Here is a 22,948-nt window from a genome sequence, read left to right on the forward strand (position 1 = left end):
TATCGGTCGGGTGCTGGCGATCCGGAGAGGACCGGCGCTGATTGCACCGCAAACGAGAATAGGTGTCAATTCCAAACGTTAATCATTATTAATCCGCACCGCACGAGGCCCGCCCCGCTTGCGTGGACGCTTGCGCGGGCTGTCATGCCCGGCCGCGCTGCTGCCCGGCAACCAGGCCTCCAGCGCACGCTCGGGCATCACCCCGACCGCCGCCGAGCCAGCGATGGTCTGCGCCAGTGGAGCCAGATGACGCAGCGCGCGCGCATAGACCCCGCGCTTGAACATCACTACATGCTCGACCGGGTACCAGAAATCCACCCAGCGCCAGTGATCGAACTCGGGCGTGTCGGTGTGGTCGAGCTTGAGATGGGATTCGTGGCCGGTGAACTGCAGCAGGAACCACACCTGCTTCTGGCCAATGCAGACCTGACGCTCATTGCGCCGCACTGCCCGGCTCGGCAGGCGATAGCGCAGCCATCCAGGGGTGGCACCGAGCAATTCGACATGCTCGGGCAACAACCCGGTTTCTTCGCGCAACTCGCGGTACATGGCTTCCACGGGTGTCTCGTCGGTATTCATGCCACCTTGCGGGAACTGCCAGCCGTCCCTGCGCACACGTCGTGCCCAGAACACCTGACCATCCTCTCGCATCAGCACGATGCCGACGTTTGGCCGGAAACCGTCCGGATCGATCACGATGCGGACTCCTGAAAATCTACTGTCACCGACTCTGCCACGGCGACGGCCGGCTCACAAGCTGAAAACGAAATGCTTGACAACACGCAAGCGCTTGGTAAGAATTGCCGGCTCCCTAGGCTATGTAGCTCAGCCGGTTAGAGCACAGCACTCATAATGCTGGGGTCGGTGGTTCGAGTCCACCCATAGCCACCAAGGTGTTCATGCGCTCACGGGCATGCAATAATCTTGGCCCAACACGTTTTATTGCCCCGTCGCCAAGCGGTAAGGCACCTGACTCTGACTCAGGCATCGGTGGTTCGAATCCATCCGGGGCAGCCAAACACAGAAGGTCCGATCTTACGATCGGGCCTTTTTTGTTGCATAGCGATCGCCGCAGGCGACGCCCCACCCCGCCCTCGTCCGGAAGGGATGCTGCGTTAGCCAGGCGCCAAGCAGAAGCGCCACCGTAGAACTGGCCACTCGCAGGCAGCACCCCGGCCGCCGCGCGCAGGCGCCGCCACCGATGGCACTTGGTACGAGATGGCCATCCAGCGTTTGCGGAAGCCGCCAGGCCCGGCCAAAGGAAATCTGCCTCGCAACACAGCACATCGCAGGCCACCGACTGCAGGCGCCCACTGCGCAGCTCCCAAAACGACAAAAGCCCGGCATGGCCGGGCTTTTGAAGCAGGCGCCCCGGCGAACCGGGACGCAACAAACGCGATGGATCAGCGCTTGGAGAACTGGGTCGCGCGACGGGCCTTGTGCAGACCGACCTTCTTACGCTCGACTTCGCGGGCGTCACGGGTCATGAAGCCGGCCTTGCGCAGCTCGGACTTCAGGGTTTCGTCGTACTCGACCAGTGCACGGGCGATGCCCAGACGGATCGCACCGGCCTGACCGGTGGTGCCGCCGCCGGAGGCGGTGACCAGGATGTCGAAGCTTTCGGTGTTCTTGGTGAGTTCCAGCGGCTGACGCACGATCATGCGTGCAGTCTCACGGCCAAAGAACTCATCCAGCGGACGGTCGTTGACGGTGATGTTGCCGGTACCCTTGCGCAGGAACACGCGAGCGGTGGAGGACTTGCGGCGGCCAGTGCCGTAGTTTTGCGTGATAGCCATGATTAGATATCCAGAACTTGCGGCTGCTGGGCGGCGTGCGGATGCTCGGCACCCGAATAGACCTTGAGCTTGCGGTACATGGTGCGGCCCAGGGGGCCCTTCGGCAGCATGCCCTTGACGGCGATTTCGATCACGCGCTCCGGGTGGCGCTGCAGCGCCTGCTCCAGGCTCTCGGTCTTCAGGTTACCGATGTAGCCGGTGAAGCGGTGATATTTCTTGTCTTTCAGCTTGTTGCCCGTGACCACGATCTTTTCGGCATTGATCACCACAAGGTAATCGCCGGTATCGACGTGAGGGGTATAAACCGGCTTGTGCTTGCCGCGCAGACGGCGGGCCAGTTCGGTGGACAGACGGCCGAGCGTCTTGCCGGCGGCGTCAACGAGATACCAGTCGCGCTGGACGGTCTCGGACTTGGCGGTGAACGTAGTCATGAGAAAACTCTTGAGTGGTCGGGCGGATTGCAGCGGCAATGACCGCTGGAACTTTGCCACGCGTTGTGAAGGCGAAACAGAAGAGGCGGGATTGTACGGGACGATACAAGGCCACGCAAGTCGCCGGCTGGCCGGAGCGCTGGCGGTTGGCAGCGGCTCGGTCCGGGGCCAGAATCGGCGCATGACCCAGATCTCCTCTTTCCGACTGCATGGCCCGCTCGACCGGCTGCTGGTCGAAGCCCAGCGCGCGCTGGACACGGTATTCGGCAATCCGCCCGCCGAGCGGCCCAACCCGGCCGCCGACACCCCCGACGTCGCACTGGAACCTGACCAGCGTCGCCACGCCGCCGGCTTGATGCGGATCAACCACGTCGGCGAAGTCTGCGCGCAAGGCCTGTATTTCGGCCAGGCCGCGGTCGCCCGCGATGCCCACACCCAGCAGCATCTGCTGGAGGCGGCGCAGGAAGAAACCGACCATCTGGCCTGGTGCGCCGACCGCCTGCACGAGCTGGACAGCCGCCCCAGCCTGTTCAACCCGCTCTGGTACGCCGGCAGCTACGCGCTCGGCGCCCTGGCCGGATTGCGCGGCGACGACTGGAGCCTGGGCTTCGTGGTCGAGACCGAGCGCCAGGTCGAAGCCCATCTGGACGAACACCTGGAGACCCTCCCCGAGGTCGACCAGCGCAGCCGCGCGATCCTGCGCGTGATGAAGATCGACGAGGCCCGCCACGCCGACCAGGCCGAACAGGCCGGCGCGCGCATCCTCCCGCCCCCGATCCCCAGCGCCATGGCCCTGGCCTCCAAGCTGATGAAAGCGGTGGCCTACCGGCTATAGCCGGCGGGATTGGGGATTGGGGATTGGGGATTGGCGGCACCCGAGCAAACCAGGCCCCACCCTCGCAATACCCACCTGGAGCAGAGCCCCCTTTGTTAGAGCCCCCTTTGTTAAGGGGGCGCGCCGAAGGCGCGGGGATAGGATGCTACGGAGTGGGGCCCAAGGTTTGCATAGCAAATCTTGGGAGGCAGGCCCACGCAGTGGGACTGACTACGCGTGGGGCCCAAGGTTTGCGTAGCAAACTTTGGGGGTCAGGCCCACGCAGTGGGGCTGACCACGCAGGACTGACCACGACTACCCCACCAGCTTCAGCCCGATCACCCCGGCCACGATCAGGCCGATGCAGGCCAGACGCGACCACGACGCGCTGTCGCCGAACAGCGCGATGCCGGCGATGGTCACGCCCAGCGCGCCGATCCCGGTCCATATCGCGTAACCGGTGCCTACCGGGATGGTCTTCAGCGCCTGCGTCAGAAACCACAGGCTGATGCCCGCCAGACCGATGGTCAGCACCGTCGGCCACAGGCGGGTGAAGCCGTCGCTGTACTTCAGGCCCATGGCAAAACCGATTTCGAACAGGCCGGCCAGCAGCAGATAGATCCAGGGCATCGCAGTACTCCTCACTTGAAAAACGCACAAAAAAAAAGCGACCCAGTGTTTGCACACTGGGCCGCCGTCGGCTGTGGAACGCGAGGTCATCGCGTGGCGGGCCGTCCCGCCTTGGTTCTTTCGCGCGCCTGCAGGCAGCCGCGCAACAGCTCGCTCGCTGCGCTTACTCGCTCAGGTTGCGTCCGTGGAACAGTTCTTCGATCTCGCGCTTGAGCAGCGTCTCGATCTTCATGCGCTCCTTGAACGAGAGGTTCTTGGCGCGCTCTTCGAACAGGTACTGGTCGAGGTCGAAGTCCTTCAGGTGCATCTTGGTGTGGAAGATGTTTTCCTGATAGACGTTCACGTCGAACATCTCGTAGCGCGACTTCACGTTCTTGGCGAGAAAGTGCTGGATCGAGTTGATCTTGTGGTCGATGTAGTGCTTCTTGCCCTTCACATCGCGGGTGAAGCCACGGACGCGATAGTCCATGATCACGATGTCCGACTCCAGACTCTCGATCAGGTAGTTCAGCGCCTTCAACGGCGAGATCACGCCGCAGGTGGCGACGTCGATATCGGCGCGGAACGTGGCGATACCTTCCTGCGGGTGCGTCTCGGGGTATGTATGGACAGTGATATGACTTTTGTCCATATGAGCAACCACGGCATCGGAAATCAGCTCCTTACCAGCCTGCTTCTTGTCGATGACGGGCTCTTCCGAGATCAGGATCGTGACCGATGCGCCCTGCGGATCGTAGTCCTGACGTGCGATATTGAGGATGTTGGCGCCAATGATCTCGGCAACATCGGTCAGGATCTGCGTCAGACGATCGGCGTCGTACTGCTCATCGATATATTCGATGTAGCGCTGACGCTCCTCTTCGGTACGCGCGTAACAGACGTCGTAGATGTTGAAGCTCAACGCCTTGGTGAGGTTGTTGAACCCCTGTAGCCTCAGGCGAGGCAACGGCTTGACCACGTCGGTCTGTCCTTATGGAAGGCGGGAAAGGAAACAATTATGAGCCAAAGATCCCAGCAACGAAATGCCGATGTTAAGAATGGTTTACCTTGCATGACTCATGCCGTTAAGCTTCAGGAATTACACGCGGAACTACCATGAGCCCAGGAAACACGACGGTTGTGACTACGACGGTACGTAACGCTACCCCTTCTCTGGCGCTGGACGCGGGCACGATCGAGCGTTTCCTGGCGCACAGCCATCGCAGGCGCTATCCGACCCGGACCGATGTATTCCGGCCAGGAGACCCGGCTGGCACCCTCTACTACGTGATCAGTGGCTCGGTGAGCATCATTGCCGAGGAAGATGACGATCGTGAGTTGGTGCTGGGCTACTTCGGTAGCGGCGAGTTCGTCGGCGAGATGGGGTTGTTCATCGAATCCGATACCCGCGAGGTGATCTTGCGCACCCGCACCCAGTGCGAGCTGGCCGAGATCAGCTACGAGCGGCTGCAGCAGCTGTTCCAGACCAGTCTGTCACCGGATGCGCCCCGCATCCTGTACGCGATTGGCGTCCAGCTGTCCAAGCGGTTGCTCGACACCACAAGGAAAGCCAGCCGCCTGGCGTTCCTGGACGTGACCGACCGCATCGTGCGCACCCTGCACGATTTGTCCAAGGAGCCGGAAGCGATGAGTCACCCGCAGGGCACCCAGCTGCGCGTGTCGCGACAGGAACTGGCACGGCTGGTGGGCTGTTCGCGCGAAATGGCCGGGCGCGTGCTCAAGAAGCTGCAGGCCGACGGCCTGCTGCATGCACGCGGCAAGACCGTCGTGCTCTACGGCACCCGCTAAGCGGTTATGGTCGCGGCTGGTGCAGCACTGCACCAGCCGCACATTGAACCGCATGCCGCACGGTATGCGGACTGCTGCAGTCGGGCGCGCTCCGCCGCCGCGTGCTGCGTGCGTGCTGTGCATTACTAGCTGCTTACCCTTCCCCTGCTGCTTCGGCGGGCTTGGCGTGACCAGTAAATCTCCGCGAACAGCCGCCGGATGCACGCGAATCAAGCCGTGTGTCTGCGCGGTAGCTGCCGAGTTCGAATACCTGCCGTGCCCGCCAGGCTGCGCGCCGCTACTGGCGCCAGGCGCTACAGCGCCTTGCCACCGCGATCGCGACACCCCCAGTTGAGGATCGGCGTGCCGGCCGGCAACACCTGCCGGAACAGCGCTTCGCGATTGGCCTTCGGATTGACCACCACCGGCGCGCGCGCGGCCTTCAACAGCGGCAGATCCGCAGTGCTGTCCGAATAGGCGATGGCGATGTCGGCGTAGCCGCGCTCGCGCAGCATGCGCATCTTCTCTTCGTTGTGGCAGTGACGTCGCGCGGTGACCGCGCCCAGGCGTGGACCGACCAGGCTGCCGATCACCGGCACGTCCTGATGCGCGACAAAGCCGAGAATCGCGCGGGCCAGTTCCGGCGGCGCGCCGGTGGCCACCACCACACGGTCGCCGGCGGCGCGGTGGTCGGTGAACACCTTCAAGGCGTGCGGCAACAAGCGCTGCCGGATCTGCGCTTCATGCTTGAGCACGTACGCATCGATGAAGCGGTTGAATTCGCGCGTGCGGTGCAGGCCGAAGGTGGCGATCCACACATACCCGGACACGCCGCGGCGGCGGGTCGGCAGCATCGCCACCATCGGGCCGAGGATCGGCGAGGCCAACAGCGCCACCAGCAGACGCAACGGGTTGCGCTTGATCAGCCAGGCGAACAGGTGGCTGCCGGAGTCACCGTCATACAGCGTGTGGTCGAAATCGAAGACCACCAGCGGTGCGTCGTCGCGCGGTACGGGATACGCCTCAGTCATGCGCGAAGAATAGCTGACGCAGCGACTCGCCGGGTTCGGGCGCGCGCATGAAGGTCTCGCCGACCAGAAACGCGTTCACGCCGTGGCCGCGCATCAACTGCACATCGGCCGGCGTGACGATGCCGCTTTCGGTCACCAGGATGCGGTCGCGCGGCACGGCGGCGCGCATGTCCAGGGTGGTCTGCAGCGTCACTTCGAAGGTGCGCAGGTTGCGGTTGTTGATGCCCACCAGCGGCACCGGCACCTGCACCGCGCGCTCGAGCTCGTCGATGTCATGCACTTCCACCAGCACGTCCAGGCCCAGCTGCATGGCCAGGCCGGAGAGCTCGGCCAGTTGCCCATCGTCCAGTGCCGAGACGATCAGCAGGATGCAATCGGCGCCGAGCACGCGCGCTTCGTAGACCTGGTACGGGTCGACGGTGAAGTCCTTGCGCAGCACCGGCAGCGTGCAGGCCTCGCGCGCCTGGCGCAGATAGGCATCGGCGCCCTGGAAGAAGTCCACATCGGTCAGCACCGACAGGCAACTGGCGCCGCCGAATTCGTAGCTGACCGCGATGTCGGCCGGGTGGAAGTCGGGCCGGATCACGCCCTTGGACGGGCTGGCCTTTTTCACTTCGGCGATCACCGCCGGATCGCCGGCGGCGATGCTGGCCTGCATGGCGGCAGCAAAACCGCGCGTAAGCGGCAGGTCGGCACTGCGTGCGATCAGCTCGGCCAGCGGCACGCGCGCACTGCGCTCGGCGATTTCTTCGGCCTTGCGGGCAAGGATGGTGTTGAGGATGTCGCTCATCGTATCGGGTCCTGGCGGGCGGGCATTATCGGTCAAGACGGCCGCAACTGACCGCCACGCGCCAGCGCGCAGCATGCCAGCGGGATTGTGAGGATGCCGAGGCCATGCCTGCCGGTGCGGTGGAAGGGTCAGGCCTGCGGGGCAATCTGCCGGGTGAAGGCGACATAGGCGTCCAGCTTTGCACGCGCCGAGCCATCGGCCAGGACCGCACGCGCACGCACGACGCCGTCGGCGATGCTGTCGGACACGCCTGCCACGTACAGGGCCGCACCAGCGTTGAGGGCGACGATGTCCAGCGCCGGGCCGGGCACGTTGTCCAGCACCTGCAGCAACATCGCACGTGACTGCGCAGCATCGGCCACCTTGAGGTTGCGGCTGGCCGACATGGCGATGCCGAAATCCTCCGGATGCACTTCGTACTCGCGCACCTGGCCATCGCGCAGCTCGCCGACCAGGGTGCCGGCACCGAGCGAGAGCTCGTCCATGCCATCGCGGCCCCACACCACCAGCGCGCGCTCGGCGCCGAGTTCCTGCAGCACGCGCGCCTGGATGCCGACTAGATCCGGATGGAATACGCCCATCAGGATGTTGGGCGAGCCGGCCGGGTTGGTCAGCGGGCCGAGGATGTTGAAGATGGTGCGCACGCCCATTTCGCGGCGCACCGGCGCCACCACCTTCATGGCCGGATGATGCACCGGCGCATACATGAAGCCGATACCGGTCTGCGCCAGCGAGGCGGCGACCTGCTCGGGCTGCAGCTCGATCGCCGCGCCCAGTGCCTCCAGCGCGTCGGCACTGCCGGACTTGGACGAGACGCTGCGATTGCCGTGCTTGGCGACCTTGGCGCCGCCGGCGGCAGCCACGAACATCGCGCAGGTGGAGATGTTGAAGGTATGCGAACCATCGCCACCGGTGCCGACGATGTCGACCATGTGCCGGCGATCGCTCACTTCCACGCGGCGCGAGAACTCGCGCATCACCGTGGCTGCGCCGGCGATTTCGCCGATGGTTTCCTTCTTGACCCGCAACCCGGTGAGGATGGCCGCGACCATCATGTCCGAGACCTCGCCACGCATGATCTGGCGCATCAGCTCGACCATTTCGTCGTGGAAGATTTCGCGGTGTTCGATGGTGCGCTGCAGGGCTTCTTGCGGGGTGATGGGCATGGACGAGGACCGTGGCAAAACGTGGGGAAGATGTGCGGGAGTGAGAGTGATCGATCAATCCTGCCGATGCAGTCGCGCCTGGCGGCAATGCCACGCAGCAACGCGGTACGCGTCGCTCACTGGCCCGGACGCCGCATGCGGAAGCGCGCCTGCGCCTGCACTTCGAAATAGTCGGCGGCACCGCCCGCGCGCAGAATCGTCTGCACGGCCGCGGGATCGTAGATGCCGTCCTGCAATGCCGCGTGCGCCAGATGCACGCCGACCACTTCGCCCAGGACCAGCCAGGTTTCGATGGCCTGCCCGTCTGCGCTCTGCAGCGGCAACAGCTGGCTGAGCCGGCATTCGAAACTGACCGGGCTGGCCGCCACGCGCGGGGCACCGATCAGCCGCGACGGCGCCATCTGCAGCTCGGCCAATGCGAACTCGTCGACCTCCGCCGGCACCATCGCGGCACTGGCGTTCATCGCCTCGGCCAATGGGCGCGTGGCCAGGTTCCAGGTGAATTCGCCGGTGGCTTCGATGTTGCGCAGGCTGTCTTTGCGGCCGATGCTGGCAAAGCCGACGATCGGCGGCACGTAGTTGAACGCGTTGAAGAAGCTGTAAGGCGCCAGATTGGCGATGCCCTCGGCGCTGCGCGAGCCGATCCAGCCGATCGGTCGCGGACCGACGATGGCATTGAAGGGATCATGTGGCAGTCCGTGGCCCTGGCCTGGTTCGTAGAAGTGGAAACTGTCGCTGGCGGTGCTCATCGGGATCCGGATGCAGGTGTGGACGAAGCGAGGCGGGAAACCCGCTGCACGCTGGCGCGCAGCTGATTGCGGGCACTGCGCGCATGGGTCGCCGGTGTATCAATGGTGCTGACGACTGCATCGAAACTGACGCAGGTTGCAGCGGCCCTTGCGACGCACGCGGTGCGCATTGCAATCAACGCTGCAGGAAGTTTTTCAGCAAGGCGTGACCGTGCTGGGTCAGGATCGACTCGGGATGGAACTGCACGCCTTCGACCGGGAACTGGCGATGGCGCAGGCCCATGATCTCTTCGATCGAGCCATCCGGATTCTCGGTCCAGGCGGTGACTTCCAGCGCGTCGGGCAAGGTGGCCTTGTCCACCACCAGCGAGTGATAGCGGGTGGCCTCGTAGCTGTCCGGCAGGCCGGCGAACACGCCCTTGCCCTGGTGGCGGATCGGCGAGGTCTTGCCATGCATGATGTTGTCGGCACGAATCACCTCGCCGCCGTAGACCTGCCCGATGCTTTGATGCCCAAGACACACGCCCAGGATCGGCGTGGTCTGACCCAACTGCTCGATCAGCTGCAGCGAGATGCCGGCCTCGTTCGGGGTGCACGGGCCGGGCGAGATCACAATGCGCTCGGGCCTGAGCGCGGCGATCTGATCCACGCTCATCGCGTCGTTGCGCACCACCGTGACCTCGGCACCCAGGGCCTGCAGGTACTGGACGAGGTTGTAGGTGAAGCTGTCGTAGTTATCGAGCATCAGTAGCATTTCAGGCCTATCTCTTTGTTTTTAAAGGGCAATAGCCCAAAACAACTTACCGATACCCGCTCTGACACCTGTCAACCTGTCTGATACCCAAGTGGCCGGGGAGCGAGCAACACTGAAGCATATCTTCGCACGGGCTCGCTCAGCGCTCCTGTACCGAATCACCGCGATCAGCCATGCAGATGCGCGATCCACTCTGCCCCTCTCACGAACCACAGTGTTCCGACAGGTCCGGACCGGCTAGACAACTTGCACCCCTCGCGCGGAACGCCCGCTGTCTCCAGCTTGGATCCAATGTGCGCCGTCATGTGCCCTAACGATGCGTTCGGCGTGACGGCAGTTCGCATCCTCCGCTCCGGGCAAACTTGAAAGACGTGATGCTTCGAGAAATTGGCAGGCGTGGAGGTGTTTCTAGACAACCGCGCTCAGCTGAACTCCATCACGCAAAGGCTTCCCATGGCTCTGTCGTTTCGTTCGCCGTCCCCCATGCTCATCGCTCTTTCCGCGTTGCTGGCAGCGCTGACGGCCTGCGAGAGATCAACGCCGTCGGCGGCATCGGCGCCGCCCGCGGCAGCAACGCGGCCTGCAACGGCGCCCGCGATAAACTGGCATGAGGGAAATGTAGAGAAAGCCCTGGAAGAGGCCAGGAACACCGGCAAACCACTCCTGTTGTACTGGGGCGCCATCTGGTGCCCACCGTGCAACCGGCTCAAGGCCACCACGTTCAAGGACCCGGGTTTCATCGCGCAGACGCGGCAATTCGTGGCAGTGCATCTGGACGCAGACCTGCAAGAAGCCCAGACCTGGGCCGAACGCTTCGGCGTCAGGGGGTATCCCACGGTCATCCTGCTACGCCCGGATCGCAGCGAAATCACCCGGCTGGTGGGCGACAGCAGTACCGCCCAGCTTGTCGATAGCCTGCGCGTTGCAGCTCAATCCACCGCGAGTACAAAGCAGATCCTGGAGCGGGCGCTCAACGCTCCACAAACGCTAAAGCCGGACGAGTGGACTCTTCTCGGCAATTACAGCTGGTTGCAGGACGACCAACTGGTCGATGCAAAGGCTGCGCCCGACACCCTGGCTGCACTGGCGAAGGCGGCACCACAGCCGGCCTTGCAGCGTCGCTTCCAGCTGCTGGCAGTAGCTGTCACCAGGCAGAAGCCCGTCGCAAGCCCGGCGACGTACACGTTGCTGCAAACCGTGTTTTCCAATCCATCGGAGGTGCGCAACAATCTTGATGTGCTGGTGCGTGGTGCTGCCACGCTGGTTGCTTCCGCGACCGACGATCCGGGCAAACGTGCCGCATTGTCAGGGGAGTTCAATCAGGCGTTGGCAAAGGCCTATGCCGATCCCACCTTACCCATCGTTGATCGTTTGCGGACCGGGTATGCCGAGATCGACCTTGCTCGCCTGGCACAGGGACAGCCGACCAGAGCGGAAATGAATAAGCCGCAACCTCCGCTGCCCGCAGACGTGGTCAAGACCGTGCACCAGCGCGTGCAGTGGGCGGTGACGGAAGCCAAGACCGATGAAGAGCGTCAGTCCACGATCACAAGTGCTGCCGGCTTGTTGGCGCTGGTGGGCGATAACAAGGGATCTGCGCAATTGATGCAGGCCGAGTTGACGCGTAGCAAGACACCGTCCTACTACATGCCCTACCTGGGTATCCTGGCCGAACAGCGCGGTGACACCAAGGCTGCGCTGTCATGGTTCAAGAAGGCCTACGATTCGAATGGTAGCCAGGGGACCGTGATTGAGCGGGGCATGACCTATCTGGATGCGCTGGTCCGGCTCAGCCCGGAGGACGGTACAGGTATCGAGACGCTTGCAAGCCGAGTGATCGGCGATCTGGCGCGTCAATCCGATGGCTATCTCAAAGATAATCGCCAGCACTTCGAGGAAGTCGGCGCATCACTGAAGACGTGGAGCAAGCAGAACCCGGCAGGCAGCGCAGTCCTGGCCCGCCTGCGCCAGAAGGCGCAGACACGTTGCGCCGACGAGAACAAGCCGGCCGCCTGCGCCGACTGGCTGGGGTGAGGCGGGGCGTAGTCCTGATGCGCCTGCGAAGGTCGGCACAGGCACGCCCCGCGCAGGTGGTTCGCCCATCAGAAACCCAGCCAATGCCATCCCGTCCTATTCGGCCAGCTCACGCATGACCTTGATCAGGTCGGACTTGCCCTCGAAGCCGATACCCGGCAACTCCGGCATCACGATGTATCCGTCCTGGACCTTGACGCCATCCGGAAACCCGCCATATGGCTGGAACAGGTCCGGGTAACTCTCATTGCCGCCCAGACCCAGGCCTGCGGCGATGTTGAGCGACATCTGATGACCACCGTGCGGGATGCAACGTGCGGGCGACCAGCCGAACTGCTCCAGCACCTCCAGCGTGCGCAGATACTCGACCAGGCCATACGACAGCGCGCAGTCGAACTGCAGGTAATCGCGGTCCGGGCGCATGCCGCCGTAGCGCAGCAGGTTGCGTGCATCCTGGTGCGAGAACAGGTTTTCGCCGGTTGCCATCGGCCCCGGATAGAATTCGCTCAGGGCGGCTTGCAGCGCGTAGTCGAGCGGATCGCCGACTTCCTCATACCAGAACAGCGGATAGTCGCGCAGCATCTTGGCGTAGGCGATGCCAGTCTCCAGGTCGAAGCGCCCATTTGCATCCACCGCCAGGCGGGCCTGGCTGCCGATTTCCTCCAGCACCGACTCGATCCGGCCGCGATCCTCCTCGATGGACGCGCCACCGATCTTCATCTTGACCACGGTGTAACCACGGTCCAGATAGCCGCGCATCTCTTTGCGCAAGGCACTGTTGTCCTTGCCCGGGTAATAGTAGCCACCGGCTGCATAAACGAAGACGCGGGGATTGGCTTGCCGGCCTTTCATCTGCGCCAGATAGCGGAACAGCGGCATGCCGGCGATCTTGGCGGTCGCATCCCAGATCGCCATATCCAGCGTGCCCACTGCGACGGAACGCTCGCCGTGACCACCCGGCTTTTCGTTGGACATCATCGCCTTCCAGATCCTGGACGGATCCAGATTGTCGCCGGCGTCGTTGCACAGCGATGCACTGTCTGCCTCCAGGATGCGATCGCGAAAGCGCTCGCGTATCAGCCCTCCCTGTCCATAGCGCCCATTGGAGTTGAATCCGTAGCCGACGACCCGGCGACCGTCGCGCACCTGATCGGTGACCACCGCCACCAGACTGGCGGTCATCTTCGAAAAATCGATGTAGGCGTTACGGATCGGCGAGGAGATCGGCTTGGTGATTTCAACGACATCGATGATACGCATTGGGTGGTCTCCCGCAGGTTGGTGTGAGTTATGGATCGGTTGAGGAGGCTGCGACAGGCATGGGCTCGCCCGCTTGTTGACGACGCATGATTTCCCGGGTCTTGGACAGATCCAGCGCGCCATCCCACTTGGCAATGGCAAGCGTGGCGACACTGTTGCCGATCAGGTTGACCACCGCCCTGGCCTCGTTCATGAAGCGGTCGACGCCCAGCAGAAGCACCAGCCCTGCAACAGGCACCGTGTCGATGGTGGAAAGCGTCGCAGCCAACGCAACAAAACCCGCGCCAGCGACGCCGGCGGAACCTTTCGATGTCAGCAGCAACACGCCAAGCAAGGCAATCTGTTGATAGACCGGCAGCGGCGTGTTGGTCGCTTGCGCCACAAAGATGGCTGCCATGGTCAGATAGATACAGGTGCCGTCCGCATTGAAGGTGTATCCCGTGGGCAGAACCAGGCCAACCGTCGACTTGCGCACGCCGGCCAGTTCAAGCTTCATCATCATGCGCGGCAGGACAGCTTCGGTCGAACAGGTTCCGAACGTGACAAGGAGTTCGTCCTTGATGAACCGGAGAAGTCGCAGCAACGGAAAGCCGGACCACCGTGCGATCGCTCCCAGCACTACAAACACGAACAGTGCCGACGTCACGTAGACCGCCAACATCAAGTGCCCGAGCGACCACAGGGTGGCAAGACCATATTTGCCGATCGTGAAAGCGATGCCCGCACCGGCGCCCAGTGGCGCGAGCCGCATCACCATGTTGATCATCTTGAACAGCGCCTGCAGCCCGTTATCGATGAGATCGACCAGGGGTTTGCCGCGCTCGCCCAGCTGCAACAGCCCTACCGCAAACAACACCGACACCAGGATGACCTGCAGCATGTTGCCTTTGGCAAAGGCATCCACCAACGTGGTGGGAATGATGTTCAGCACGAAATCCACCATGCCCGCGTCGTCTTTTGCGCGATCGACATACTGCCCGATCGCGCTGCTGTCGATCGATGTGGCATCAATGTTCATGCCATCCCCCGGCCGGATGATGTTCACCACGACAAGACCGATCGCCAGCGCCAGTGTCGACACGATCTCGAAGTAGACCAGCGCCTTGATGCCGGTTTTTCCGACCTCTCTGATGCTTCCCATCTTGGCGATCCCGACCACGACCGTCCCAAAAATGATCGGCGCCAATAACATCTTGATGAGTTTGATGAAAACCCTCTGCAACAGGTTGCATGACCACGCCCAGATGCGGCCAGACATAGCCCACCAGGCCGCCAATGACGATGGCGATCAGCACCTGCACATAGAGTTGGCTCAGCACCCCTCTTATGCCACTTCGTTTCTGCATGATCGCCCGCTCCCGTCGACATGCGAATTCACGGAATTGCCGCTTGCCGGACACCTGCGTGTCGTGGTGTTGCAAGCTCGGTTCAGAGCGTAAGGGCCAGCTCCCAAGCGCTGCCAATGCCTTTTTTATGCGCTTGATGCACAATCGGCATCATGGAACTGACATGGCTCGAAGACTGCCTGGCGTTGGCGGAAACCCTCAATTTCTCGCGTGCCGCACAGCGTCGCTTTGTCACCCAGCCGGCCTTCAGTCGGCGCATTCACGCCCTTGAGGAATGGTTGGGCACGCCGCTATTTACGCGTTCGCGCAAGGAAGTGCTGATGACGCCGGCGGGCGAAGCGTTCGTTCGCAAAGCATCCGGGTTGGTCTCGGGCATTTACGCTGCGCGGCAGGAAACACTGGAAGTGGCCGGGCGACACCGGCCTGCGTTGGCGTTCCTCGCCACCCATGTTCTTTCTTTCACGTTCTTTCCGGCATTTGTCAGGCGCATCGAATCAAACACCGGTATCGGTGCGTTTCAGCTGGTCTCGGACACGCTCAGGGCGTGCGAAAAATTGATGCAGCAAGGGGCAGCGCAATTCCTGCTCTGCCACCATCATCCGCGGATGCGTCTTGGGCTGGACACGGAACAGTTCGAGCGGGTTGTGGTCGGCAACGATGTGCTTCAGCCCTTCAGTGCACCGAAGGAAAATGGCGACGGCAGCCCGCGTTGGTCGCTTGCCTCAACCGATGCAATGCCCTTGCTGTCCTACAGTGCAGATTCCGGCCTGGGCCGCATCATCGCCGGGCATCCAGCGTTCAAGGATGTGGAACCGCGCCTGACACCTGCGCTCACTTCCGATCTTGCAGCGACCTTGCTGGCCATGTGCCGCTCTGGTGCCGGGATCGCGTGGCTGCCGCGCACACTGGTGGAAGAGGACCTCGCCAAAGGGCTGCTGGCCCATGCAGCGCCCGGCGACACGCACTGGGATATCGGCATGGAGATCTGCCTGCTACGTCACACCGGCGGCTTACCCCAGCAAGCCGAAGACATGTGGGAAAAGCTCAAGCAAGGCAAGCTGGAGACCTAGCGGGTGCGGCATGCGCGCTGCTGCGCGCTTGGAATCCGGGCGCTTGCCGCCGCTATCCGCCTGCGGGCCGTCCTGGCGCTCCCGCGCACAATCCTTCCATCACCGTCTCCATGAGCCAGGCCAGGCGTGGCTGCCAGTTCTCGGTGGCGTCGATCTGCCAGATCCCTGCGATCGCCAGGAAAAACTTGTCGGTGGTGATCCCTGAACGAATCGTTCCGGCCTTCTCGTTGGCGTCCAGCAGCAGTTGGGCGGCAGCGCTCACTAGGCATCGCCTGCTGCGGCTTTCGCTGCATCAAGGTTTTGTGATGACCGCCGCTAAGGAAGGACAGGGCAAGCAATCTCTACCGATCTGAACAGGTCCGCTGCCAGGGCGTCGCGTCAGGCTCCCTTGCCGTCCCGCCCGTCCCATCGGTTTCCCCACCCCCCCTCAGCTGCATCACCAGGCCCGTCATGCTAACTACGATCAAGAGTAAATTTTTATTGGCATTGTTGGGAACGCTGATCCCGAGCATCCTGCTTTGCCTGTTTCTACTGAACAGCCTGCACACCTCCAAAAACAATGTCGGCACGCTCTACAACCGGGACTTCATCGGCTCTGCGCTTGCCAGCAGCATCGACGGCCAGCTGACACGCGTCGACATCAACATCTTGCGCATGATTGCCATCGGCACGCCTGAGTTGATCGCGCAGTGGAAACAGGAGAACGAGAAGCGATTCACGCAGGTAGCAGCCAGCATCGTGGAACTCGAACAGATGCTGCACAACGAAAAGCAACACGCCGCCCAGTTGCAGAAGATCAAGACGAGCTACGCGGCCATGCAGGCCGGCATGCAGCGCCAGATCGAGTTGATCGAGGCAGGAGATATCGCGGGCGGCGCGGAAGTCAACCGCACCCAGGTCAAGGACAACGCGAACGCCACGTTCGCCGGGCTCGCCACCTTGCGCGATGAGCTGGGCAGCTCCGCCAAGCTGCGTTACCAGCAGCAGCAAGCCACCAACACGCGCGCCATGACCCTGTCGGCGATCGCCCTGGGCTTGATTGCGCTGGCCGGCGTCAGCCTCGCACTGATCCTGGGCAACGCCATCTCCGCCTCGATTCAGCGGGCGGTGGCCGCCGTTGAGCAACTGTCGCGCGGCGTACTGGATATCGACGTCAAGGTCAGCGGCAAGGACGAAACCGTGCAGCTTGCCAGCGCGGTCTATCGCATCCGCGATCGTCTGCAGGGGGTCATCGCGGCGCAGCTGGAAATGGCGCGTCGACATGATGCGGGCGAAATGAGCTACCGCATGGATGAAGGCGCATTTCCCGGAGAGTATGGCCACATGGTGCGCGATGCCAACGCGCTGGTGAGTTCGCACATCGCAGTGACGATGCGCCTGAGCCAGATCATCGGACGCTACGCGATTGGCGATCTCTCCGACGAGATGGACCGCCTGCCGGGCGAAAAAGCCGTGCTTACCCGGACCATGGACGAGGTGAAGGCCAATCTGACCGCGATGAATGACCAGATCAAGCAGCTCGCGCTGTCCGCCGCCAACGGCGATTTCACCGCGCGCGGCGACGCCGACCGTTTCCAGTACGATTTCCACGTGATGGTCGACAGCCTGAACCAGCTGATGGCCACTGCCGATGGCAATCTGCAGTCGCTGTCGTCGCTGCTGCAATCCATCGCCGCCGGCGATCTGACCGCGCGCATGCGCGGCGAATTCAACGGCGTGTTCGCGCAGATGCGCGACGACGCCAACACCACCGCCGCGCAGCTTGCAGACATTGTGGGACGCATCCAGCACTCGGCGATCTCCATCAACTCGGCCGCCAGCGAGATCGCCGCCGGCAACCAGGACCTGTCGCAGCGCACCGAACAGCAGGCGGCCAACCTGGAAGAAACCGCCGCCTCGATGGAAGAGCTGACGTCCACGGTCAGGCAGAATGCCGAGCACGCGCGTCAGGCCAATCAACTGGCGATTGGCGCGGCAAGCGTGGCATCGCAGGGCGGGGAGATCGTCAACAAGGTCGTCGGCACCATGGCCGGCATCGAAGCCTCGTCCAGGAAGATCGCCGACATCATTTCGGTCATCGACGGCATCTCGTTCCAGACCAATATCCTGGCACTGAATGCCGCCGTGGAAGCGGCGCGTGCCGGCGAACAGGGACGCGGCTTTGCGGTGGTCGCCTCTGAAGTGCGCACCCTGGCACAGCGCTCCACCGCTGCGGCCAAGGAGATCAAGGGGCTGATCGACGACTCGGTGCATCGCGTTGCCGAAGGGTCGGCCCTGGTGCATACCGCAGGCACCACGATGGCGGAGATCGTGGCCAGCGTGCAGCGCGTGACCGACATCATGGGCGAGATCTCGGCCGCCTCGCAGGAACAGTCCGCAGGCATCGAGCAGGTCAACCTCACCGTGACCCAGATGGACGAAACCACCCAGCAGAACGCGGCACTGGTGGAAGAAGCCACTGCCGCGGCGCGTTCGATGGAAGAACAGGCCGGTCAACTCACGCAGGCGGTTGCGGTGTTCAAGATAGAAGAGGCCAATGTCCGCACTGCGCGCTCCGTGGCGCGGGCAACACCAGCCCCTAACGTCGCCCAGGGGAAAAACCCGGCACCTGGCAAGACGCCGACACGCCGAGCGGTTGCGCCACAAAAGCCGACCGCTCCCACCGCCATGGACGCAGCCAACTGGCGGGAATTCTAGGCCTCAGGCAGCCGGAGGGCCCGGTGATCCCGGCCCTCTTGCGACTGGGGTTGTTGGGTTGGAGCAAGAAGCGCTGCTGCCGAGCCGGCAATGCCATGCGCATCGCCGATGCGCTGGCCGTCCATGACTGGATGGTGACAACCCGACCCCGGCTATCCGGATACGAACACACGCCTACAACGCCCGGCAGATTGATGTAGCGCCGGCCCTCCACGCAGGCGATGCCGAGTGCCGCGATGTGCACCGGCAACCGCCGGCGAAGGAGCGCGCGATGCCGGGCGATCGTATCCGTTCCATTTCCGTTGATCGGATCTTCGCGCACCACGGGCGCCATGCCCCGTGCGTCATCGAGACCTTGACTCGCATCGCTGCGCTGGCGCCAACGCCACTTCGCATCCAGTGACGCTGCCGGATTGCCGGCAGCGCTAAATAGGTGATGACGTCATCCAGCGCAGGCGCAATGCCGCGCGTTCAGTCATTCGATCCTTCCCTGCTCTTCACCTGGTGATTTCTCATGCTGCTGTCATTGCAACGCCCTTGGCCCTTATCGATCGCGCTGTTGGCGGTGCTGGCAAGCCTGACCGGCTGCGGCAAGCCGGACACACCAGCGCCGCCGGCGCAGACCCGGACCGCTGCCCCACCTGCCGCCAACGCCAGCATCGCCTGGCGCGAAGGTGACGTTGAGGGCGCCTTTGCCGAGGCCAAGGAGAGCGGCAAGCCACTGATGCTTTATTGGGGCGCCATCTGGTGCCCACCGTGCAACCGGCTGCAGGCCACCTTGTTCAAGGATCCTGCCTTCATCGAATTGACCCGTAAATTCGTGGTGGTGCATCTGAACGCCGACCTTGAAGATGCCCAGAAGTGGGGAGATCACTACAACGTCAAGGCATATCCAACCATCATCGTGCTGCGCCCGGATCGCAGCCAGATCACGCGCCTTGCCGGTTACAGTGACAATGCCCGCCTGGCCGACGCGCTGCGGGTGGCTGCCACGCGGACCACGACCTCGGAGCAATTGCTCGAGCGGGCGTTGCAGACGCCGAAGGAACTGAGCTCAGACGACTGGACCTTGCTGGCCGGCTACGAGTGGTGGGGCATGGCGCGCGAGCCGACAAGAACGCACAGTGCAAGCGACGTGCTTGAGCATTTGGCCGCCTCCGCGCCGCAGCCTGCATTGCAGCGCAGGTTCGCGCTGCTGGCGCTGTCCATTGCAACAACGCCGCCGGTGACCAGCCCGGCGCATCTCACATTATTGAAGACGGTGCTGGCCGACCCGGCGGAAGTGCGCGCAAATCGAAGTGAGCTGAGCCGCTTTGCGCCGCGCCTGGTGGTGGCGTCCACCCGCGATCCTGGCGAGCGCGCTGCCCTCTCCCTGGCGCTGAATCAGGCGCTGGACAAGGTCTACGCCGACGCCACCCTTCCGATCGCGGACAGGATGATCACGGCCTCCACACAGGTCGATCTCGCTCGCCTGGCACAAGGTCAAACATCGGACAGCGCGCCACAGAAGTCGCAACCACCGCTGCCGGCAGCGGTGCTCGACACCGTTCGCCAGCGCGTGCAATGGGCTGTGCAGGCGGCAAAGACCGACGAAGAACGCGAGTCCGTCATCGCCGGAGCCGCCGAACTGCTGGACGCAACAGGCGACAACGCCGGTGCAGAACAACTGCTGCTGGGCGAACTGACGCGTAGCAAGACGCCTTATCACTACATGCAGTTCCTGGCCTATCTCGCCGAAGAACGCAACGATCCGAAGACAGCGGTGACGTGGCTGAAAAAGTCCTACGAAGGATCCCAAGGCCCTGCAACGCGCGTGGAGTCGGCGTTGCGTTACGCCGATGGGGTGCTCCGGCTCACTCCGCAGGACACCGCTGCTATCGAATCTGCCAGCGCGCAGGTAATCGCTGAAGTGGCGGGCCAACCGGATCGATACGGTCGGCGTAACCGTCAAGGCATCCAGGCGCTTGGTGCCTCGCTCAAGACCTGGAGCAAGCAGCATCATCAGGAAGGCAGCGCGGTGCTGGCGCGGCTGCAGCAGAAGATGCAGGCCAGCTGCGACAGCAAGGCCACCAGCACGTGCAGCAGCTGGCTGAGCTGAGCAGGCACGCACCGGCAGGCAGGCAGCTGCAGGGCGGCGATGGCGCTGTCTCGGATGCCTGTCGCCCTCACCACCCTGCACCCGATTCCGGCGCCATGATTCGGTAGGGATCCTCCTGCGCCAACCGTGGAACGTGGCCCGGCGACATCATGCTCCGGTAGCTATCTCCGGCTGCGATCCTCAACCACGTCTGCCTGGGTGCGCAGGCAGCACCGCACGCCAGTTCAATTCACCAATTCGAAGCTCGCCGTCACACCTGCAGCCTCGGCCGACGGCGCCACCCACACATCGAAGACACCCGGCTCCACCGTCGGTTTCAACGCCTGACCGATGAACAACAGGTCCGCACGCCGCAGCACGAACTCCACTTGCGCGCTGCCGCCTGCAGCCACCGTGAGCTTGCGGAAATCCTTCAGCTCCCGCACCGGCCGGGCGACGCTGGCGCTGCGGTCGCGTACATATAGTTGCACCACTTCGTCCGCATCGCGCGTGCCACGGTTGTGGATGCGTGCGCTGATGCGCAGGCTGCCGTTGGCTGGCAGGCGCGTATCGCTCAGGCTGAGCTCGGCATAGTCGATGCGCCCATAGGTGAGGCCGTGGCCAAACGGAAACAGCGCCGCGTTGGGCGCCGTCCGGTAATGCGTGGTGTAAGCCTCCAGGTCGTCCGGCTGCGGATTGGGACGGCCGGTGGGTGGGTGGGCATAGGCGTACGGCACTTGCCCGAGCGCATGCGGAAAACTCACCGGCAAACGGCCGGACGGTGCCTGTGCACCGAACAGGATGTCGGCCAGTGCAACGCTGGCGGCCGAGCCCAGAAACCAGGTCACCAGGATCGCCGCGCAGCCAAGCAGCGGGCCTTCCAGCGCAAGCGCGCGACCGGTGCTCAGCAGGACCACGACAGGCGTGCCGGTGGCGACAACTGCCGCCAGCAACTGCCGCTGCGGCTCGGGGATGCAGATCTCACTGCGCGACTGCGCTTCGCCCGAATAGCTCAGTGGTTCACCGATCGCCAGCAGCGCGACATCGGCACGCCTGGCGGCCGCCTCCGCGGCCTGCACGCCGCCTGGCAGTGCCTGGTCAAAGTCGCAGCCGTCCACCACCTGCAGTGACTGCGGATCCTGCAGCGCATTCGCCAGTGCGGCGGCCAGCGTATTGCGCCTGTCCTCCTCGTCGAACAGGCTCCATGGCCCGGCGTGATTGATCCAGTCGCGCGCCATGGGCCCGATCAAGGCAATGCGCTGCCCGCTGCGGCGCAATGGCAGCAGCTCGCCGTCGTTCTTCAGCAACACCACCGATTTGCAGGCCGCTTCGCGGGCCAGTGCCAACGTGTCGGTGGTGCGCTGCGATGACTGCACCCGTGCGGGCCGGATGCGCCGAAACGGGTCGTCGAACAGCCCCAGCGCCGCCTTGAATGCCAGCACGCGTCTTACCGACGCATCCAGCCGTGCCATCGGCACATCGCCTGCGGCAACCAATGACGGCAGGTGCTGCAGATACAGGCCGCTTTCCATGCTGATATCCACCCCAGCCAGGAAGGCCAGTCTTGCCGCATCACGGTCGTCGAGAGCAACGCCGTGCGCAATCAGTTCCTGGTCGGCCTTGAAGTCGGACACGACCAGGCCGGGATAGCCCCATTCCTGGCGCAACAGCGTATCCAGCAGCCACGCGTTGGCGGTGGCGGGAATGCCCGACAGTTCGTTGAAGGCGGCCATAGTCGTGACCGCGCCGGCGGCAAACGCCGCCTGGAACGGCGGGAAGTACACCTCGCGCAGGGTCCGTTCGGACACATCCACGCGGTTGTAATCCAGCCCACCCTCGGCCGCGCCATAGGCGGCGAAGTGCTTGGGGCAGGCGGCCATCGCCTCGGGATGGGCCAGCCCCGCATCGCCCTGAAAGCCGCGCACCCTTGCCTGCGCAAACAGCCGCGCCAGCAGCACGTCTTCGCCGGCGCCTTCCACGCCACGGCCCCAACGTGCATCGCGGGCGATATCCACCATGGGCGCGAAGGTCCAGTCGAGACCCACAGCACTGGCCTCGATCGCCGCGGCACGCGCAGTGCGCTGTGCCAGCGTTGGCTCGAAGCTGGCTGCTTCGGCCAACGGCACCGGGAACACGGTGGTGTAGCCGTGGATCACATCGGCCGCGAACAACAGCGGAATGCGCAAGCGGCTTTGCAGCGCCGCCTGCTGGAGTTGCTGATGCCAGCGCACGTTGGAACCGTTGAAGACGCCGGTCAGCCGCCCGGCGCGGGCGGCAGCCAGTTGAGCGTTCCCGTCGGCGGTGCGCGTCAGTGGATTGGCGACGATCGCCTTGCCATCCTGCTGCGCCGAACTGAACAGGCTGAGCTGGCCCGCTTTTCCTCCACGCTCATGCGTGCGATCAATGCATCGATGAAGCCAGGCGGCCGTGCCGGACCGGTCGGCAATGCCCAGCCAGCGGGGATGCGCGCGAGCAAGGCAAGTGTGCTCGCGCCACGCAGCAGCTGGCGTCGAGTGGTGCATACGGACATAAGGAT

At 63.7% G+C, this 22,948-nt stretch carries 18 protein-coding genes, 2 tRNA genes and 2 pseudogenes; 8 read left to right on the forward strand and 14 right to left on the reverse strand.

Annotation, left to right across the window (positions count from 1 at the left end):
• Positions 1-78: 78 nt before the first annotated feature.
• Positions 79-696 (reverse strand): RNA pyrophosphohydrolase, encoded by a 618-nt coding sequence (locus LL972_RS05445; protein WP_024938192.1) that lies wholly within the window; start codon positions 694-696, stop codon positions 79-81.
• A 118-nt stretch (positions 697-814) separates the two neighbouring features.
• Here LL972_RS05445 and LL972_RS05450 point away from each other — a divergent pair.
• Together LL972_RS05450 and LL972_RS05455 are read left to right on the forward strand one after the other, a co-directional pair.
• Positions 815-891 (forward strand) — tRNA-Met (locus LL972_RS05450).
• Positions 892-943: 52 nt separating this feature from the next.
• Positions 944-1,017: transfer RNA gene (locus LL972_RS05455), tRNA-Gln, on the forward strand.
• Between the two features lie 386 nt (positions 1,018-1,403).
• On the opposite strand, the gene rpsI is transcribed toward LL972_RS05455, so the two are convergent.
• Both rpsI and rplM read right to left on the reverse strand, forming a co-directional pair.
• Positions 1,404-1,796, reverse strand: coding sequence for a 30S ribosomal protein S9 (gene rpsI, locus LL972_RS05460; protein ID WP_016902423.1), 393 nt, complete (start codon positions 1,794-1,796; stop codon positions 1,404-1,406).
• Between the two features lie 2 nt (positions 1,797-1,798).
• Complete coding sequence (rplM, locus tag LL972_RS05465) at positions 1,799-2,227, reverse strand: 50S ribosomal protein L13 (RefSeq protein WP_003483082.1); 429 nt, start codon at positions 2,225-2,227, stop codon at positions 1,799-1,801.
• A 181-nt stretch (positions 2,228-2,408) separates the two neighbouring features.
• Here rplM and coq7 point away from each other — a divergent pair, with 181 nt between their 5' ends.
• Complete coding sequence (coq7, locus tag LL972_RS05470) at positions 2,409-3,062, forward strand: 2-polyprenyl-3-methyl-6-methoxy-1,4-benzoquinone monooxygenase (RefSeq protein WP_228326714.1); 654 nt, start codon at positions 2,409-2,411, stop codon at positions 3,060-3,062.
• A 294-nt stretch (positions 3,063-3,356) separates the two neighbouring features.
• Here coq7 and LL972_RS05475 read toward each other — a convergent pair whose 3' ends face one another.
• Positions 3,357-3,671 carry a DMT family transporter gene (locus LL972_RS05475; protein ID WP_003483069.1) on the reverse strand — a complete coding sequence of 105 codons (315 nt, stop codon included), beginning with the start codon at positions 3,669-3,671 and terminating at the stop codon, positions 3,357-3,359.
• 163 nt (positions 3,672-3,834) lie between these two features.
• A complete protein-coding gene (gene speD / locus LL972_RS05480) occupies positions 3,835-4,629 on the reverse strand; it encodes an adenosylmethionine decarboxylase (protein WP_005990692.1) in 795 nt (264 codons plus the stop codon).
• Between the two features lie 137 nt (positions 4,630-4,766).
• Here speD and crp point away from each other — a divergent pair, with 137 nt between their 5' ends.
• On the forward strand, positions 4,767-5,459 hold the full coding sequence (crp, locus tag LL972_RS05485) for a cAMP-activated global transcriptional regulator CRP (RefSeq protein ID WP_024938194.1): 693 nt from the start codon (positions 4,767-4,769) through the stop codon (positions 5,457-5,459).
• Between the two features lie 293 nt (positions 5,460-5,752).
• On the opposite strand, the gene LL972_RS05490 is transcribed toward crp, so the two are convergent.
• The 5 genes from LL972_RS05490 to LL972_RS05510 all read right to left on the reverse strand — a co-directional run bounded on the left by LL972_RS05490 (position 5,753) and on the right by LL972_RS05510 (position 9,928).
• Positions 5,753-6,469, reverse strand: coding sequence for a haloacid dehalogenase-like hydrolase (locus tag LL972_RS05490; protein ID WP_016902427.1), 717 nt, complete (start codon positions 6,467-6,469; stop codon positions 5,753-5,755).
• Positions 6,462-7,334: an indole-3-glycerol phosphate synthase TrpC gene (gene trpC, locus LL972_RS05495; protein WP_429002117.1), complete on the reverse strand. Its 873-nt coding sequence runs from the start codon at positions 7,332-7,334 to the stop codon at positions 6,462-6,464. The genes LL972_RS05490 and trpC overlap by 8 nt, the downstream gene beginning before the upstream one ends.
• A gap of 53 nt (positions 7,335-7,387) precedes the next feature.
• Complete coding sequence (gene trpD / locus LL972_RS05500; RefSeq protein WP_228326716.1) at positions 7,388-8,425, reverse strand: anthranilate phosphoribosyltransferase; 1,038 nt, start codon at positions 8,423-8,425, stop codon at positions 7,388-7,390.
• 116 nt (positions 8,426-8,541) lie between these two features.
• Complete coding sequence (locus LL972_RS05505; RefSeq protein ID WP_228326717.1) at positions 8,542-9,174, reverse strand: flavin reductase family protein; 633 nt, start codon at positions 9,172-9,174, stop codon at positions 8,542-8,544.
• 175 nt (positions 9,175-9,349) lie between these two features.
• On the reverse strand, positions 9,350-9,928 hold the full coding sequence (locus LL972_RS05510; protein WP_228326718.1) for an anthranilate synthase component II: 579 nt from the start codon (positions 9,926-9,928) through the stop codon (positions 9,350-9,352).
• Positions 9,929-10,381: 453 nt separating this feature from the next.
• On the opposite strand from LL972_RS05510, the gene LL972_RS05515 reads away from it, so the two are divergent.
• Positions 10,382-11,962 carry a thioredoxin family protein gene (locus LL972_RS05515; RefSeq protein WP_228326719.1) on the forward strand — a complete coding sequence of 527 codons (1,581 nt, stop codon included), beginning with the start codon at positions 10,382-10,384 and terminating at the stop codon, positions 11,960-11,962.
• A gap of 96 nt (positions 11,963-12,058) precedes the next feature.
• Here LL972_RS05515 and LL972_RS05520 read toward each other — a convergent pair whose 3' ends face one another.
• Both LL972_RS05520 and dctA read right to left on the reverse strand, forming a co-directional pair.
• Positions 12,059-13,222, reverse strand: coding sequence for a mandelate racemase/muconate lactonizing enzyme family protein (locus LL972_RS05520; protein WP_104583517.1), 1,164 nt, complete (start codon positions 13,220-13,222; stop codon positions 12,059-12,061).
• A gap of 28 nt (positions 13,223-13,250) precedes the next feature.
• Positions 13,251-14,568, reverse strand: a pseudogene (gene dctA / locus LL972_RS05525) (C4-dicarboxylate transporter DctA).
• Between the two features lie 152 nt (positions 14,569-14,720).
• Here dctA and LL972_RS05530 point away from each other — a divergent pair.
• Positions 14,721-15,638: a LysR family transcriptional regulator gene (locus tag LL972_RS05530; protein WP_228326721.1), complete on the forward strand. Its 918-nt coding sequence runs from the start codon at positions 14,721-14,723 to the stop codon at positions 15,636-15,638.
• 52 nt (positions 15,639-15,690) lie between these two features.
• Here LL972_RS05530 and LL972_RS05535 read toward each other — a convergent pair whose 3' ends face one another.
• Entirely contained in the window at positions 15,691-15,900 is a 210-nt protein-coding gene (locus LL972_RS05535; RefSeq protein WP_323134205.1) for a hypothetical protein, read from the reverse strand.
• Between the two features lie 188 nt (positions 15,901-16,088).
• Here LL972_RS05535 and LL972_RS05540 point away from each other — a divergent pair, with 188 nt between their 5' ends.
• Both LL972_RS05540 and LL972_RS05545 read left to right on the forward strand, forming a co-directional pair.
• Positions 16,089-18,335, forward strand: coding sequence for a methyl-accepting chemotaxis protein (locus tag LL972_RS05540; protein WP_228326722.1), 2,247 nt, complete (start codon positions 16,089-16,091; stop codon positions 18,333-18,335).
• A gap of 514 nt (positions 18,336-18,849) precedes the next feature.
• Positions 18,850-20,433 carry a thioredoxin family protein gene (locus tag LL972_RS05545; RefSeq protein WP_228326723.1) on the forward strand — a complete coding sequence of 528 codons (1,584 nt, stop codon included), beginning with the start codon at positions 18,850-18,852 and terminating at the stop codon, positions 20,431-20,433.
• A gap of 224 nt (positions 20,434-20,657) precedes the next feature.
• On the opposite strand, the pseudogene LL972_RS05550 reads toward LL972_RS05545, so the two are convergent.
• Positions 20,658-22,942: pseudogene (locus LL972_RS05550) on the reverse strand (glycoside hydrolase family 3 N-terminal domain-containing protein).
• Between the last annotated feature and the right edge of the window lie 6 nt (positions 22,943-22,948).

The sequence above is a fragment of the Xanthomonas campestris pv. asclepiadis genome (assembly GCF_020784175.1).
Classification (GTDB): Bacteria; Pseudomonadota; Gammaproteobacteria; order Xanthomonadales; family Xanthomonadaceae; genus Xanthomonas; species Xanthomonas campestris_D.